This window comes from Paraburkholderia tuberum STM678 (genome assembly GCF_902833905.1).
Lineage (GTDB): Bacteria > Pseudomonadota > Gammaproteobacteria > Burkholderiales > Burkholderiaceae > Paraburkholderia > Paraburkholderia tuberum.
Map to the genome: position 1 here is coordinate 95,394 of NZ_CADFGP010000004.1, position 15,814 is coordinate 111,207.

The following is a 15,814-nucleotide window of genomic DNA, read 5'->3' on the forward strand; positions in this document are numbered from 1 at the left end:
GCCGACAGCCTTCGCGGCGCTAAAGGCGGTCCCGTTTTTGGTACACAGATCGTAGTGGCGCGGTGTCGACGCACAGCGGGGCGGGGTTCAGCGAATGCGCTCGAACGGCAGTCGCACACCCTGCTCGGAACTGCGCGCGGCCAGGTCGATGATCGTCATCACGTCGACCGCGTCGCGCGTGCTGATCGGAAATGCGACGCGGTTCTGGATCGCGTCGGCCAACGCAATATAGAAGCCTGCGTACTCGCCGTTGCGGGTCGGCAATTCGCACTCGACTTCCTCGTCGCCTTCGAGCACGCGCAGCACGCCGGGGCTGTTGCCGGCGCCGAAGCCTGCGTCGCCGGGGCGCAGGCCCGCTTTCAGCTGATCTTCCTGGGTGTCGAGGCCGTACTTCACGTAGCTGCCGCGCGTGCCGTGGATCGAAAAGCGCGCTCCCGGCAACGCGGTCAGCGCGCTTGCGTGCAGCACGACCTCGAACTCGTCATAGCCGAGCTGGATGTGCACGTAGTCGGGTGCACTTGCGTCGTCGCGATGGGTGCGCACCGTCGCCGATACGGTCCGCGGCGCGCCGAAGAGGGCGAGCGCCTGGTCGATCAGATGCGGACCGAGATCGAACAGCAGACCGCCGCCGCGCGTCACGTCTTCGCGCCAGCGCTGACGCACGCCCGGCCGGAAGCGGTCGAAATGCGATTCGTACTGCGTGAGGCGACCCAGTTCCACGCGCGCGAGCAGATCGCGCACGGTCAGAAAATCGCCGTCCCAGCGGCGGTTGTGAAAGGGCGCGAACAGCTTGCCGCGCGCGAGCGCGATATTGGCAAGCGTGTGGGCGTCGGCGGCGCTCAGCGTGACAGGCTTGTCGACGACCACGTGCTTGCCGGCTTCGAGGGTGCGGCGCGCGAGGTCGAAGTGGGTGTCGTTGGGCGTCGCGATCACGACGCAGTCGATGTCGTCGAGCGCGAGCAGCGCGTCGAGATCGGCGACGATTTTCGCGTGCGGATAGTCGGCGTGCGCGCGCTCGGATTGCCCGGTCGCAATCGCGGCGACCCTCGCGCGTCCGCAGTGTTCGATCACCGGTGCGTGAAACGTCGCGCCGGCGAAGCCGTAGCCCATCAATCCTATTTTCAGCGATGCGGACATGCGAGTCTTCCTGGAGGAGCGGCGCGCCGCCTTGCCACCGCGGCGGCGGCGCGCAATCTGCTCATTGTGGCATTTGTGGGCTGGACTGGGGGCTGAGCATGACGGCCGGCCTTGCGCGCAGCCCGTCGGGGCGTCCGAACCATCGAGGCATCCAACGAGGGCGTCCATCGCGGTGGTCATCGCAGTGGCCATCGCGGTGGCCATGTTAACATCGCACCTCTCGCGCGCATTGCGCCGCGCAGCATGCCCCGGGCCTTCGGCCGGCGCCACCCGCCGGTCCGACCTCAGCGGCCCTCAACCGTATTACCCATCCACAAACGATGTCCGCAGGCCTGAACCCCGCTCAAAGTGAAGCGGTCCGTTATCTCGACGGTCCCTGTCTCGTGCTCGCCGGCGCCGGCAGCGGCAAGACGCGCGTGATCACGCAGAAAATCGCGCACCTGATCGAAGCGAAGGGCTTCGAGCCACGCCACATCGCCGCCGTCACGTTCACGAACAAGGCCGCGGCGGAGATGCGCGAGCGCGTCGGCAAGCTGCTCGAAGGCAAGACGCTGACCGCACCCGGCAAGGAGGGCCGCAAGGTGCCCGTGAACCAGCTGACGGTGTGTACCTTCCACTCGCTCGGCGTGCAGATTTTGCGTCAGGAGGCGGAGCATGTCGGCCTGAAGCCGCAGTTCTCGATCATGGATTCCGACGACTGCTTCGGCATGATCCAGGAGCAGGTCGGCTCGACGGACAAGGGCTTCATTCGCAAGATCCAGTCGATCATCTCGCTGTGGAAGAATGGCCTGATCATGCCCGAGCAGGCGATCGCGACCGCCTCGACCGAGGACGAGCATCAGGCGGCGATCGTCTATCGCAACTACGTGGCGACGCTGCACGCTTACCAGGCGGTCGATTTCGACGATCTGATCCGCCTGCCCGCCGAACTGTTCGCGAGCAACGAGCAGGTGCGCGACCGCTGGCAGAACAAGCTGCGCTATCTGCTGATCGACGAGTATCAGGACACCAACGCATGCCAGTACGAACTGGTGAAGCTCCTGGCCGGCAAGCGCGCGGCGTTCACGGCGGTCGGCGACGACGATCAGGCGATCTACGGCTGGCGCGGCGCGACCCTCGAAAACCTCGGCCAGCTCGGCAAGGATTTCCCGAACCTGCACCTGATCAAGCTCGAACAGAATTACCGCTCGACGGTGCGCATCCTGAGCGCCGCGAACAACGTGATCGCGAACAATCCGAAGCTGTTCGAGAAGAAGCTGTGGTCCGAGCACGGTATGGGCGACACGATCACGGTGACGGGCTGCAACGACGAGGAGCACGAGGCGGAGTCCGTCGTGTTTCGGCTGTCCGCGCACAAGTTCGAGCGGCGCGCGAATTTCCGCGACTACGCGATCCTCTATCGCGGCAACTTCCAGGCGCGCATCTTCGAGCAGGTGCTGCGCCGCGAACGGATTCCGTACGTGCTGTCGGGCGGCCAGTCGTTCTTCGATAAGGCCGAGATCAAGGACATCTGCGCGTACCTGCGTCTGATCGCCAACGCGAACGACGATCCCGCGTTCATCCGCGCGATCACGACACCGCGTCGCGGCGTCGGCAATACGACGCTGGAGGCGCTCGGCGCGTTCGCGGGTCAGGCGAAGGTGTCGCTGTTCGAGGCAGTCTACATGGGCGGCATCGAGGCGCGTCTGTCGCCGCGTCAGATCGAGCCGATGCGCGCGTTCTGCGACTTCATGCAGCGCCTGACCGACCGCGCGGAGAAGGACGCGGCGGGCACGCTACTCAATGAGCTGATGGGGGCGATCCACTACGAAGCGTATCTGTACGACGCGTTCGACGAACGCCAGGCGCAGGCGAAGTGGCAGAACGTGCTGGAGTTCATCGAGTGGCTCAAGCGCAAGGGCACGAAGGAAGAGCCGGAGCACGGCAGCGGCAGCGAGGCGACCGGCTACGACACCGCCGACGGCTTCGGCGACACCGGCAAGAACCTGCTCGGGCTGATCCAGACGGTCGCGCTGATGTCGATGCTCGAGGGCCGCGAGGAAGATCCGGATGCGGTGCGGCTGTCGACCGTGCATGCGTCGAAGGGGCTCGAGTATCCGCACGTGTTCCTGGTCGGCGTCGAGGAAGGCATCATGCCGCATCGCGGCGGCGCGGACGACGAGCCGATCGACGACGCGCGCATCGAGGAGGAACGCCGGCTGATGTACGTCGCGATCACGCGCGCGCAGCGCAGCTTGCATCTGAACTGGTGCAAGAAGCGCAAGCGGGCGCGGGAGACGGTCGTCTGCGAGGCGTCGCGCTTCATCAACGAAATGCTGCTCGACGATGCGCCGCCGCCGACACCGGAAGAAGCGCCGATGTCGCCGAAGGACCGGCTCGCGAGCCTGAAGGCGTTGTTGCAGAAGTCGTGAGCGGGCGGGACGGCAAGTGCCCACCAGGTGCGGTTGCTTGCGATTGCACATAAAAAATCCCTGCATCGCGTTAGCGCATGCAGGGATTTTTCATTTCAGCGACGACCGATGCCGCGTGCTTTACTTCACCGCGCTGACCATATAGTCGACCGCGGCCTTCACGTCCGCATCCGATGCGTTCGAGCCGCCCTTCGGCGGCATCGCGCCCTTGCCGTGCAGCGCGTAGTTATAGACGGTGTTCATCGGGTCCTTCAGGCGCGGCGCCCATGCTTCCTTGTCACCGAACTTCGGCGCGTTCAGCACGCCGGTCGCGTGACAGGCCTGGCATACCGACTGATACAGCGCTTTGCCGGCCTGCGAGGCGTCCGCGCTTTGCGCGCCACCTGCTGCCGGGGCGGGAGTCTGCGGCACGCTGGCCATTGCGGCCATCGCCGCGGCGGCCTGGGCCGCGCCCGCATTCGATGCACCTGCTGCACCGGATGCCGCTGCTGCACCGGATGCCGCTGCCGCACCGGATGCCGCGGCCGCGCCGGATGCCGGCAGCGCCGGCTCGGGGAAGCTCGCGCCCGAATTGTTCGCCATATAGACGACCGCGCGCGCGATCTCGAAGTCACTGTAGTCGTCGGGGCTCGTGCCGCCGCGCGGCGGCATGGCGCCCTTGCCGGACAGCGCGGTGTGCCACAGCGTGTCGAAGCCCTGCGCGATGCGCGGCGCCCAGTCGGCGGTGTTGGTGAATTTCGGCGCGCCTGCGGCACCCGACGCGTGACACGCCGAGCAGACCGCCTTGTAGACTTCCTCGCCGCTCTTGTAGACGCGCGGTGCGTTGGCGTCGCGGATCTCGACTTGGGCGATCGGATGGATGCGGGAGGTGACTTCGGCTTCGGAGAGAGAGTCGGTGCCGGCGCCGGTGCGCGTCGAATTATCGACGTAGACGGCGAGCAGAACGATGATGACGATCGGCACAGCAAACCCGGCGATGACCGCGGCGATGAGCTGTGCTGGGGTTTTGATCGGGGCTCCGTGTGGTGCTTCGCTCATGCTTGTCTCGTCTCCGTGGGTATGTGAGCGGTACAGCGCGACGGCAACTTCTTGTTCTTTATCAGCCACGGACGATTATAGACGCAAGCTTTCGGCGGCGGCGAGGGGGCCAGGACGGTGTTCAGCAGGCGTTTACCCGGATCGGCATGGACGATGGCAGAGCTCGGGGAAGACGCTGGGATGGGCGTCGGAGGCCGTCCTGTGGACGGTTCGGCCGAAACCGGGTATCCTTGCGGTCTCTCGCGTTGGCGTCGCGTCCGTTCTGGTTGGCGCGCTTTCGCGTAGATTCCCCGCAGTTTTGTGGTGAAGCGCCCGTAGCTCAATGGATAGAGTACTGCCCTCCGAAGGCAGGGGTTGCTGGTTCGATCCCAGCCGGGCGCACCAAGTCTGACAAGGATTCCAACGAATTCACCCGTTCCCACTCCCCACGAATTGCAGCTAAATTGCAGCTAACTGCGGTGCGGCTTGCATCGTCATCGGCTGCACCCACTGCGCCAAGTGATCGGCCGACAGGTGCGCGTACCGCTGCACCATTTCCAGCGTTTCCCATCCTCCCAGCTCCTTGAGTGCCTGTAACGGCGTGCCGCGCTGCACATGCCCGCTTGCCCACGTGTGGCGCAGATCGTGCCAGCGGCAGTCACGGGTACCGGCCCGCTTCAGCGCTTTGGTCCACGCGCAGTCACGGTCTGGTAGACCGGTTTGCCGTGGCATACGAACACGCTTTCGACGACGATCACGCGCCTTGCCTTGTCGAGCCGCTGCACGTCGGCTGTCCAGCCGTAGCCTGACTTGTCGCCTTGGGTCTGCGTCTTGACGCCGCCGTTGATTGTCGGGTCGATATAGCGCATGTCGACGGCGACGACGTGGCCTGGATTCAGTGTGCGGACGATGAACGCGGCGGCCGGCCCGCCGTGGCCGACTTCGCCTTCGAGCTGGTCCAGTCGTTAAAGCCGAGCGTCCTGGCCGTGATCGCCGCGTCGACCGCAGCATCGGAGATCCCGCGCCCGGTCGGGAACCGCCTTGGTCGGCGCTATGGTCGCGTCAACCGGTGCCGTGCCAGCCGCGTTGGAGAATAAAAAGTAATGCAACAGAAATTCAACGGGAACATCGGGCAAGTTGCAGGCCGCCATGTCAAGACGAATAGCGCGCAATCCAACGTAAGCGTGCATATCCACAACGAACCGAAACCGAGTTACATCAGCGATCGTCAGCGTAGTGCGATCGCACGCAAGGCGTATCAGATCCAAGCCAAGACGCAGACCGACAAGCTGATGGTCTATCGGCGCTTGATGACCGTGTTCAAGTTTCCGAACATGGACGAGATGCCGCGCGACGTGTACCAGCGTGCAATGTCATATCTCGAAGTGTGGTTGCGAAATGGCACAACAGAGCCGGCATCGGCCAGGGCAACATCACGAAACCCAGTTCATGCGGCCGATACGTCGCGGCACGATGCCATTGAAGGCGCGAGCAATGCACTCGCTCCCGTGAAGCCGGTTGTAGTAGATCCGCCGATCCTTGCTCAGACGGCGGCGACCATCGCGCAAGCGCCCGGGAAACAGACGCCGTGGCGCGCGGTTGCTGTAGCGTGTGGAGTGATCGCTGCGCTCGCAGCAGTGACACACGTCGTCGTGGAGCGATCGGCAGCATCCGCGCAGCTGCCTGCTGCGCCGCAATGCGAGTACGGCGGTCATCACTACTCGATCGGCAGTGTCGTGTTGCAAGCTGGCTTGCGCCAGCAATGCGTTACCACGGGCGAAAACGGAGCCACCTGGGAAAAACTCAGCGCAGGCCGTCGCGTCGCCGGTAAATAACGAAAATCGCAGCGTCCGGCCGATTCCGGGGAGTTTGTCTGGCATTGACGCTATGGAAATTCGAATCGACAAAAAGGGCACTGCGCGCCCCCTTGTCAGGTTGTACTGAAAACGATCGTTTGCGGAACGCCTATGCGTGGTGTGTTTTCAGCCAGTCACGCAAAGCGTTGTTCATGCGGGTTTGCCAGCCTTCGCCGCTTTCCTTGAACCGGTCGACGATATCGGCGTCGTACCGCACCGTTACCGCGACTTTCGGATTCGCGAGTTTCGGCCGGCCGCCGCGTCGCTTCATCTGCGCGAACTGTTCATCGGTCGGCTCGAACGTGTCAGGGTCGGCCGCGATGCCGCGCGCAATCGCGGCTTCTTCTTCTGGCGTGTTACGGATCAATTTGGGTTGCTTCTTCATAGCGGTCAATCTCCCGGTTGTTGGCTTTGCGCAGACTGATAACGCGGAAGGTTTCGCCGCGCTGCGTGAAAACGATGCAATAGAGACGGGCATCGATCACGGCATAGCCTATTTCGCGCAGTTCTCCGTAGTCCTTGCGGTCGTCGGGCGCGCACCATACCGACGACCAATCGATAGCATCAGCGAGCGCCAGGGAAACGCCGTGCTTCCCTTCGTTGGCTTCGCTTTTAGCTGGGTCGTGTATCGTTGTCATATGGTTATTGTAGTTACGTAAACTGGTGCGCGCAACAGGTTTTTGTAACTACGATTACTTGCCTGGTTTGCGAAAGTTCGAGCGGTGCCGGTCGCTCGTCGGATCGTCGCGCATCTCCAGGTCGAGCTGCGTCGTGTATCCGCCATCGGCAATCGTGTGCAATATGCGCGATCGCGATTTTCGCGAGGGCGTCGGCGATCGCCGGCTTGAGGCTGTGCCGGCCGGCGATCTTGCGCACGATCGGGCCGAGCGTTTCGCCGTGCCAGCTCGCCTCCTTTCGTTCGTCCATGTCCTTGGTCATCGAGGCCGAGCGCGCCCGAATGGTGAGGATATCCGCGCCGCCGCTGTGCTCTACCTCGTCGACGGTAAAGGCGCCCTTGTCGACGACGCCGGTATCGGACCAGCCGAACGACACGCGCAGCACGGCGCCGCGCTCGGGGATCGCAAGCCGGCCGTCTGCATCATTGACGACGATATCGAGCATGTCGGCTTCGTCGCGCCGCGCGACTCGGAAACCCGCGCAAAACGAGTTCAGCGACGAGCAGGCCGAGCGGCTTCGCGAGGCCTTTCTTGATTCGCTGTTCGACTATCAAAAGGTCTGGTATCGGCAAGGGCATCAGCGCACGCGCAACATTCTCAAGTCGCGGCAGATCGGCGCGACGTGGTATTTCGCACGAGAGGCACTGGACGACGCGATCACGACCGGCCGCGATCAGATTTTTCTGTCGGCCAGCAAGGCACACGCGCACGTTTTCACGCAGTACATTTGCCAGTTTGCGCGCGAGGCCGCCGATGTCGAGCTAACAGGCGACCCGATCATCTTGCCGAATGAGGCGACGTTACGCTTTCTAGGCACGAACGCGCGCACCGCACAGAGCTATCACGGCAATTTCTATTTCGACGAATACTTTTGGACTGGCGGATTTCGCGAGCTGAATAAGGTCGCGTCGGGCATGGCGATGCACAAAAAATGGAGAAAAACCTATTTCTCCACGCCGTCGAGCATTGGACATGCCGCCTATACCTTCTGGAGTGGCGAGCACTTCAACCGAGGCCGCGCAAAGGTCGATCATCTGCATCTGGACGTAACGCGCAAGGCGCTCGCCGGCGGCCGTCTCTGCGAGGATAGGCAATGGCGCCAGATCGTGACCGTCGAGGATGCCGTCGCCGGCGGGTGCGACCTGTTCGATATCGGCGAGCTACGTCTTGAATACAGCGCGCAGGAATACGCCAATCTGTTGATGTGCCAGTTTATCGACGATACAGCGTCGATTTTCCCGCTCGCGGATTTACAGCGTTGCATGGTCGATTGCCCCGCCCTTTCGGCTATCGCCCGCTGTGGGTCGGCTATGACCCAGCGCTATCGGGTGACTCGGCCGGCTTGAGCGTCGTCGCACCGCCGGCGGTGCCTGGGGGCAAGTTTCGCGTGCTGCACAAGTGCCAATGGCGCGGCATGGATTTCGAGGCACAGGCCGAGGCGATACGCGCGATCACGCAGCAATACAACGTCGCCTATATGGCGATCGATACGACAGGCATCGGCCAGGGCGTCTATCAGCTCGTCAGGCAGTTCTATCCGAACGCGGTCGCGCTCAACTATTCGCCAGAAGTTAAGGGCCGCCTGGTGCTCAAAGGCTTGTCGGTGATCGGTAAGGGCCGGCTCGAATTCGATGCCGGATGGACAGACTTAGCGCAATCGTTCATGGCGATTCGCAAAACCATGACGGCGAGCGGAAAGAAAGTCACTTATGAAGCGAGCCGTAACGAGCAAACAGGACACGCGGACCTTGCCTGGGCGTGCCTGCACGCGCTCGGCAACGAACCGTTAGAAGGCGTCACCGCCAACAATACCGGCTTTATGGAGTTCTCAAATTGAGCAAGCGCAACATGCACGCCGCACCGCCCGCACTGTCGACTGCGGCCGCCCCGTCGACGCCGCCGAGGGCCGAGGCCTTCACCTTCGGCGACGCGGTGCCAGTAATGGACCGCGCCGAGATTCTTGACTACGTCGAAACGTGGTCGGCCGGCAACTGGTTCGAGCCGCCGGTGTCGTGGTCGGGCCTGGCTAAAACATTCCGCGCCGGCGTCCATCACGGCTCGGCGATCTACTTCAAACGTAACGTGCTATCGGCGACGTTCATTCCGCACAGGTTGCTCACGCGCGAAGTGTTCGATAAGTGGGCGCTCGATTTCCTCACGTTCGGCAATGGGTATCTTGAGCTGCGAAAGAACCGGCTAGGCGGGCCGCTTGCGTTCGAGCGTGCGCCAGCCAAGTACATGCGCCGCGCGACGGACCTACAGCGCTTCTATCAGGTCAACGGGTGGCAGGCGTCGCACGAGTTCGCGGCCGGGACCGTGCATCACTTGATGGAACCGGACATTAATCAGGAGGTGTATGGCTTGCCCGAATATCTCGGCGCCCTGCACGCGGCATGGTTGAACGAGTCGGCGACGCTATTTCGCCGGCGGTATTACGAGAATGGTTCGCACGCGGGCTTTATCCTGTACATGACGGATGCGGCGCAGTCGCAAACCGATGTCGACAACATGCGCGAGGCGTTGAAAAACAGCAAGGGGCCAGGCAATTTCCGAAACCTGTTCATGTACGCGCCGAACGGCAAGAAAGACGGTATCCAGCTCATTCCCGTTTCCGAGGTCACGGCGAAAGACGAGTTTTTCAATATCAAGAATGTCACGCGCGACGACTTGCTCGCGGCGCATCGCATCCCCCCGCAGCTCATGGGGATCGTGCCGAGCAATACCGGCGGATTTGGCGCGGCCGACACGGCCGCCGAGGTATTCGGGCGTAATGAAATCGAACCCCTGCAACGGCGGTTCGCCCAGCTCAATGACTGGATCGGCGACGAGGTTGTTCGCTTCAATCCCTATTTGATTAAGGTACCGAAATCCGCTGGGTAGGCGCGTGGTTGGAAGTTGATCGAGGGCACTATGGCGCAAGTCGGCCGCGGCCGCCTTGTCTGGAACCACTCATTAGGCGACGACAAACTCGCCGCTACGAAATAGCCGCGAGGGCGGCATCGCGCAATTCTTCAACCGCGTGAAACACAAGGTAATCTTGTGTACTTGGCTCAACCCAATACAGAGACTGGATTGGATGAGTCGTTGGGAAGACCATGAATCTGGACCAAAGAACTAGTAAATCGGCACGCGTTTCTAGATTGTTGTGTGCCGCAGCGTTTCGAATGAGCTGCAAGGCTTTCGCGCTTCGATGCGCGGATGAAAATGCAGCCATAAGCTGCGCTTCGTTCGATGGCTGAAGCCGCGGGATCACCTTCGTAAGAGAGTCGACGTCGCCCCACGTGGGTTCGTAACGTAGGACGGTATTTGTTGGACCCCAGAACGGTGGATTTGGCTTCTTTTTCGCGTTGATTGCCGCCCCGGATACGTGCGGCTCTGTCGCTGCTTGTGGGTGCGGTGTGATCTGCACCCCCGCTCCGTCGACGGTTCCGAGGCATGACTCAATTACACACGTGCGGCAAAAAATGGCCCATGCTTGCCACAAGCGCGAAAGCACGCCCTCAAGCAGGCATTCATCCTCGGTAACGAAATCCGCCGATGCGGAGATACTCGACCTAGCAGTCGTAAAGTCCCTGAGGCACTTGACGAGTAAATCGAATTCATCACACAGCGCCGTCCACGTGTCATAGAGACTCATGGCTATTGCGCAAACTCGCCAAGAAGTGCTCGGCACAACCACTTTACGCGAATTGCTCTTTGCGGGCCGCGATTACCACCTTCTGATGCCGCTCTTACATATTCGCTGAACTCACCGACGTCCTTTTCCTCATGTGCGGCGGCGAGTCGCCTGATGGATTCAACAGCTCTACCGGCATCGGCAAAATACTCTCCGGAAGGGGTAATCCCGGTCGTGGCCTCCGCACCCGGCAGCCCGAAACGATTGTGGATCAATGCACAAAGCAACGAATGGAAAACGTGAGGTTTCGTCGCGTAAGTATCTTGAATCGCTGAGAGATGTTCAAGAGTGGCCTGAAACGCGCCCATGATCCTTTCGTCGACGTGCTGAAGATTTTCGAACCCAGTGTCATTTCGTTTGTACAGGCTGCGCAGTTTGGCGGGACTTGTGCTAACGATGCCCTCTTCAACGGCGAGTGCAAGATCAGAGATGAATTCAGCATCAGCCATCCGGACGATTTGACGGCTTGTCAGCACCTTCCAGTCGATCAGGACCGCTCCGATGCGGTCAAGCGTTTCATTCACCCAATCCTTGAATTCGCCGAAAAACTCGCTGTGTCGTTTTTCCGCTTCATTCAATGGCAATGTGAACGCGTTCATGCGCCTAAACATTTGCAGAATCTCGGACCGATCTGCATTTCGGATGACGTCTACAGATACCGTGTACGACCAGAACACTTCGTGAATTTCTTCCGGCAGATCCTCGAAGCGTTTCCCCTCGTATTCACGCGCGTTTCGTCCGAGAGCAAACTTGCCGTCAACGAATTCGACGATGGTACTAAGCCGTTGCTGACCGTCGACGATTTCGCGTCGAGGTTTTCTTGTGCTCTTGTCGACGTACTCATGAAAGTACACTTTCGGAAAAGGGAAATCCCGGAGGATTGTGTCGATAAAGTAGCTTTTTGCGGCCGGTGGCCACAAGCCGCCCCCGCGTTGGTATTCCGGATTCACAATAAGGACACGGTTTCTAAACCAGTCTACCAACTCGGCAAGCGAGTATTTACCTTCTTCGACCTTCATTGCTAGTCCTTATGGTCCTCAGACCGATCACCGTATTACCTAACCTATTTGTGCAGCAAGCTGCAGATCGATGTGCCGCGCCTAGGTCCCGTGCACTCTGACACTCGAACATTCAGCCGCACATGCAACGCAACAGAGCCCTATAGCGACAGTCGTTATCGTAGCTCAGGCGAAGCACGTCGTCGTCGCGCTTCCTCGTGCATGTTGACCGGCGTAGCGGCAAGAACACGCGTGACCATCGCCGCGAGGAAGCGGTCAGGTGTGAGATCCTCTGGAATCTTTTCTTCGACTATCGTCACTTTAGGAAGCTGCGCAATCTCGCGGTCAACTTCCGACTCGGGGACGGGTGCTGGTGCATCCTCTTCTCGGACCAATTCAGGCCCGGGTTCCGGCACGCCTTCAGGGGGTCTTTCTTCCCCAGTGTCGGGGATTGCGGCTTCGTCTGAGTATTCCATCAAGACGAGGCAGGTGGCGTGGTATGCGTCGTCCTCACGTCCGAGCTTCGCGAGCAGGTCGAACAACCAATCGGCAGTTTTCGGCTCCTTTTGAAGGATGTCGGAGCGAAGTCCAAACACGAAGCCGAGGGCGGCTAGGGGGTGCCTCAATCGCAGATTCTTAGCGTCGCCGTATGACTCCTCGATTCGATTCGGTGCGTTTTTGCCGTAGGAGGAGTCCATGCGCTTCGTCGAAATCAGCAACTCGGGCCCCGTGGCCCAGTCTGTGATGATGACGTCAACCTGCTTAAGGTAGTTCTTGCCCAGGATGGATGCGCTGGAGGACGTAACGTCAGGGATCGAAGGTTGGTTGTTCACGCGATCCGCCACAGCATCCCGGATCTTGCGAGGCAATGCCTTCAGCAAGGACGCTACAGCTGCCGGGAGGATGCGCGGGTGGACGGGGCGTGGCCAAGCCTGATCTGAGTCGAAGCCGGCCCGTCGCAACTCATAGCTCAGCCATACATCAAGGGCTAACGCCGGGACTCCGGATTGGGTCCCGGCCTTCAAGTAAAGAGGAACGCCCAGCAGTTTGACAAGCGTGTTGTAATCCGGCTCGAAGCGCAACTGGCCGTCGGCGTTCTTGATCCAGGGATTGCTGTGCACACCGCCGGGAGCGGCGAGGGAGACGATTCGGTCGAAAATGACCCACGCTTCTGCTTTCGCGGATTGTTTAGCGGCCACCGGCTGCCCTCATTGTGCGGCGGTTGGCGAGTTCTGCTCGCGCTTGCCGGATTTGCTTGATCTGTTTTGCCGTCAAGTCACCGCAGCCCGCAAGGACGACTTTATCGACGATATTTACGGCGTCGAGCAGCCTGCCTTCGCTTAAGATCTCAGCGACTTCTTGCTTGATTGTGCGAAGCGCGTCTGCTTGGGCCAAGATCAACGCGGGCGAGGGCATTGCCCAGACGTCTGCTTCCTTCGGCTCGATCTTCAAAATCCCGCCACCGTACGCGCGACCAACCATCTCTGCGTGCAGCAGCGTGACCGAGTTCAGGCTCGCTAGCGGCAAAAGTTCGTGTCCGAGTTCACGGTTTTTTGCATCGAGGTAGACGCCGTGCACCGAGTTGAGGTGGCGGGCCCCAGCGTCATTTGCTGTGAGTCGGGGCGTGTCTGCGTTCATGCAAGTCAATAACAGGTCCGCAGCGGGAACGAGTGGCACTTGATACCAAGTCTTGCGGACGCGGCACTTGTATGCGGTATCGACGCCAGTTCGGTGGCCGTCTTCGATGTATGCCGCTGCTTCAGCCGAGGGTGGATCGCTCGGATAAAAGAGGTAGGTAGCGTGACCTTCGCGGCCCAGCTTGGCAAGCATGGCGTTGGAGAGCGAGAGACCGCGCAGGTGGGAACTTCCAGGCGGCGAGAGGCGCAGCAACTCATTGCGGCGCAGGCCAAGCTCCTTCACACGCTGAGGCGAGAGCGTGAAGTATTTGTTGTTGCCCGTGACGATGCCGAGGGTGGTATCCCCCCACGTCTCCAGGCTGGTAAAGAGTCCTCGCTGCAGTAGCTTGTGCAGCGGCTCGATAGCCTTGGGGTCGATGAGGCTGCTAGTCCACTTGGCCGCCGGGTCAGTCGGCGTCCAAATCAGTCCTGCGCCAAGCGACGCAAGGTCAGCGGCGTTCTTCGATTGCCGGATGGTCGCGTGATGCGCGGGGCCTTCAAGATAACCGTCGGCTAGTAGCAGCACGACGTCGGCCTCGGCCTCGGGGAACACCTGCTCGTCAAAGAGCACGAGCTGCACGTCGCGGAAGCGGTTGAAAAGAAATCGGCGCACGGGAGCCGCATAGTTTACCGAAAGCAACTCGGCCGGGAGAACGAGCCCGAGCCGCCCACCCTGTTTCAGGAAAAGAGCGGAGTGGATAGTGAATGCGGCCCAACTGGAGGCGAGGCCGGTGAGCGAGACGCCACCTCGTAGGGCGGCCTCGCGGGATCGAGCACGCGACTCGCCCGAAAAGTCCTGATAGCGGATGTAGGGCGGGTTGCCGATAACAGTGTCGTAGACTGGTTCAGGTTCGACCGAAAAAAAGTCACTGTGCCGGATTTGCGCTTTGCCACCAGCGTCCCGCACGCGTTGGTTGGCGACGCGTGCGCTATGGGCGTGAATCTCGACACCGTCAACGGTCGGGCGCGCATCCATACTCGGCGCCAGCTCGCGAAGGCGGTTCACGGCGGCGACGAGGAAAGCAGCATCGCCTGCGGATGGTTCCAGCACCAAGTCGCTGGGCGTGCGAATGGCCCATTTCGCCAAAAACCGGGTTATCTCGTCAGGCGTAAAGAAGGCGCCTCGTTCCTTGCGGAGAGCGGGCGTGTCGTCGGGATGGATGGAGCGTGCGAGGGTCACCTGCAAATCCTGGGAGCAGCGGCACGTGCCTCAACGCGGAGACCTTCCGCGCCGGCTTCGCTGAAGTGGGAGTTCATTGTCAAGTTACCTTCTTGTTTATCAAACTGTTCAGCGGCCCTGACCGTGAGGAGGTACTCACCGAGTTCAAGCGTCCTAACCCGCGCAATTTTAGCCCGGTTGCAGAGCGGTCGTCGAGGTGATGACACTTCCCAGGCCGCGGCGGTTGGATCGGCGGTGCCGCAAAAAGGAGGTCAACACGAACCGCGGTGAAACGCGGTCCCCCCCGCGCCTGCGGCCTTTCTTAATGCCTCGGTTTTGGTGCGCACGAAAACATCTTGCCCAAGCCAATAATTCAAGGGCTTCGGCCGGATTCCACGCAGCGAGAACTGATGCACGTTGATGCACGTTGACTCGTCCGATACGGGCGGGCGACTACCGGTCATTTATCTATTCGCGGTGTGGCTTGAGACCAACCATGCGACCAGCAGGAACGCTTGACGCCCCGGCTGGCTGCAAGATGCTCGGGACGACTAGCCAAGGCACCATCATGCCGCGACCCGGCGCCGTCAGAGGCAACCGCCATGCAGGACGAGCCGTAGAGCAGTGGGATTGTGAGGGATCTCACTTTCTGACCATGTCGTGTGAGGCAACGGGTCATTTTCTGATGTGCCCTGCGAGAACTCTCTAAGCTTGACTCTCACCTCATTGACATCGTCTGTCACGTCGGCCCAAAGGGATGCCCGATCTGGAGTATCGGGGATTCCGAGCGCGCACTGTGGATCGATGCCCGTAAGCGTGACTTCCAAGAGGCTCTGGCCGTCCTTCATGACCCAAGACGCATCGACGTTCTCTAGCTTGAGCGCAAAAAAGAGTTCACTGAATCGCGGAACAAGATTGCCGTTGAAAAAGCGCGCGATGCCGCTCGCCTCCCATCCCGCCTGAACGGGCTTGAACTGATATGCCGATGCGCCCATTGCTGTTTCTCCCACTAAATATGACTCGTCGTCGGGTCCGCTAAAAGTGTAGGTGAGAATCGCGCGCGAGGGCGCTGAATCGATCATTCAGAAACCAATATCCAGACCCGATCAACAAGTACGGACGCAGACCAGAGGGAGCGACCTATCCGCCACGCAAACCTCAACGCAGGTGGCCCATTGGGCTGCATATGGCAGTGTTTTGTTGGGAC

Annotated in this window: 13 protein-coding genes, 1 tRNA gene and 3 pseudogenes; 5 read left to right on the forward strand and 12 right to left on the reverse strand. The window is 61.0% G+C overall.

Annotated elements, in window-relative coordinates; all coding sequences use genetic code 11:
• Nucleotides 1–87: 87 nt before the first annotated feature.
• On the reverse strand, nt 88–1,137 hold the full coding sequence (locus HWY30_RS04405) for an oxidoreductase (protein ID WP_090802427.1): 1,050 nt from the start codon (nt 1,135–1,137) through the stop codon (nt 88–90).
• A 320-nt stretch (nt 1,138–1,457) separates the two neighbouring features.
• Between HWY30_RS04405 and HWY30_RS04410 the strand changes: the two genes are divergently transcribed.
• Nucleotides 1,458–3,548, forward strand: a complete 2,091-nt coding sequence (locus tag HWY30_RS04410; RefSeq protein ID WP_090802429.1) for a UvrD-helicase domain-containing protein — start codon at nt 1,458–1,460, stop codon at nt 3,546–3,548.
• 120 nt (nt 3,549–3,668) lie between these two features.
• On the opposite strand, the gene HWY30_RS04415 is transcribed toward HWY30_RS04410, so the two are convergent.
• Nucleotides 3,669–4,586, reverse strand: coding sequence for a c-type cytochrome (locus tag HWY30_RS04415; RefSeq protein ID WP_090802430.1), 918 nt, complete (start codon nt 4,584–4,586; stop codon nt 3,669–3,671).
• A 308-nt stretch (nt 4,587–4,894) separates the two neighbouring features.
• On the opposite strand from HWY30_RS04415, the gene HWY30_RS04420 reads away from it, so the two are divergent.
• A tRNA-Arg gene (locus HWY30_RS04420) sits at nt 4,895–4,970 on the forward strand.
• Between the two features lie 54 nt (nt 4,971–5,024).
• On the opposite strand, the pseudogene HWY30_RS04425 reads toward HWY30_RS04420, so the two are convergent.
• Together HWY30_RS04425 and HWY30_RS04430 are read right to left on the reverse strand one after the other, a co-directional pair.
• Nucleotides 5,025–5,314 (reverse strand): annotated as a pseudogene (locus HWY30_RS04425) (tyrosine-type recombinase/integrase); the annotation flags it as partial.
• Nucleotides 5,306–5,607 (reverse strand): annotated as a pseudogene (locus tag HWY30_RS04430) (toprim domain-containing protein); the annotation flags it as partial. The pseudogenes HWY30_RS04425 and HWY30_RS04430, both read right to left, overlap by 9 nt.
• A 61-nt stretch (nt 5,608–5,668) precedes the next feature.
• On the opposite strand from HWY30_RS04430, the gene HWY30_RS04435 reads away from it, so the two are divergent.
• On the forward strand, nt 5,669–6,400 hold the full coding sequence (locus HWY30_RS04435; protein ID WP_090802432.1) for a hypothetical protein: 732 nt from the start codon (nt 5,669–5,671) through the stop codon (nt 6,398–6,400).
• A gap of 130 nt (nt 6,401–6,530) precedes the next feature.
• On the opposite strand, the gene HWY30_RS04440 is transcribed toward HWY30_RS04435, so the two are convergent.
• Genes HWY30_RS04440 through HWY30_RS41425 form a run of 3 tightly spaced genes read right to left on the reverse strand, consistent with a single transcriptional unit; the run spans nt 6,531 to nt 7,543 of the window.
• Complete coding sequence (locus tag HWY30_RS04440; RefSeq protein ID WP_090802433.1) at nt 6,531–6,806, reverse strand: BrnA antitoxin family protein; 276 nt, start codon at nt 6,804–6,806, stop codon at nt 6,531–6,533.
• Complete coding sequence (locus HWY30_RS04445) at nt 6,778–7,059, reverse strand: BrnT family toxin (RefSeq protein WP_090802435.1); 282 nt, start codon at nt 7,057–7,059, stop codon at nt 6,778–6,780. The genes HWY30_RS04440 and HWY30_RS04445 overlap by 29 nt, the downstream gene beginning before the upstream one ends.
• 13 nt (nt 7,060–7,072) lie before the next feature.
• Nucleotides 7,073–7,543, reverse strand: a complete 471-nt coding sequence (locus tag HWY30_RS41425; protein ID WP_341809924.1) for a hypothetical protein — start codon at nt 7,541–7,543, stop codon at nt 7,073–7,075.
• Nucleotides 7,544–7,568: 25 nt separating this feature from the next.
• Here HWY30_RS41425 and HWY30_RS04450 point away from each other — a divergent pair.
• Together HWY30_RS04450 and HWY30_RS04455 are read left to right on the forward strand one after the other, a co-directional pair.
• Nucleotides 7,569–8,935: pseudogene (locus HWY30_RS04450) on the forward strand (terminase large subunit domain-containing protein); the annotation flags it as partial.
• Nucleotides 8,932–9,978 (forward strand): phage portal protein, encoded by a 1,047-nt coding sequence (locus HWY30_RS04455; RefSeq protein WP_425199356.1) that lies wholly within the window; start codon nt 8,932–8,934, stop codon nt 9,976–9,978. The pseudogene HWY30_RS04450 and the gene HWY30_RS04455, both read left to right, overlap by 4 nt.
• Before the next feature lie 94 nt (nt 9,979–10,072).
• Here the strand turns inward: HWY30_RS04455 and HWY30_RS04460 are convergent, their stop codons facing one another.
• The 5 genes from HWY30_RS04460 to HWY30_RS04480 all read right to left on the reverse strand — a co-directional run bounded on the left by HWY30_RS04460 (nt 10,073) and on the right by HWY30_RS04480 (nt 15,689).
• Nucleotides 10,073–10,735, reverse strand: coding sequence for a hypothetical protein (locus tag HWY30_RS04460; protein ID WP_090802437.1), 663 nt, complete (start codon nt 10,733–10,735; stop codon nt 10,073–10,075).
• Between the two features lie 2 nt (nt 10,736–10,737).
• Nucleotides 10,738–11,793, reverse strand: a complete 1,056-nt coding sequence (locus tag HWY30_RS04465; RefSeq protein WP_090802439.1) for a DUF262 domain-containing protein — start codon at nt 11,791–11,793, stop codon at nt 10,738–10,740.
• 155 nt (nt 11,794–11,948) lie between these two features.
• A complete protein-coding gene (locus HWY30_RS04470) occupies nt 11,949–12,971 on the reverse strand; it encodes a hypothetical protein (protein WP_090802440.1) in 1,023 nt (340 codons plus the stop codon).
• Complete coding sequence (locus tag HWY30_RS04475; RefSeq protein ID WP_090802442.1) at nt 12,961–14,628, reverse strand: HsdM family class I SAM-dependent methyltransferase; 1,668 nt, start codon at nt 14,626–14,628, stop codon at nt 12,961–12,963. Before HWY30_RS04475 ends, HWY30_RS04470 begins: the two co-directional genes overlap by 11 nt.
• Before the next feature lie 566 nt (nt 14,629–15,194).
• The gene (locus tag HWY30_RS04480; protein ID WP_090802443.1) at nt 15,195–15,689 is read right to left on the reverse strand and encodes a hypothetical protein; all 495 of its coding nucleotides are present in this window, start codon (nt 15,687–15,689) and stop codon (nt 15,195–15,197) included.
• Nucleotides 15,690–15,814 lie beyond the last annotated feature (125 nt).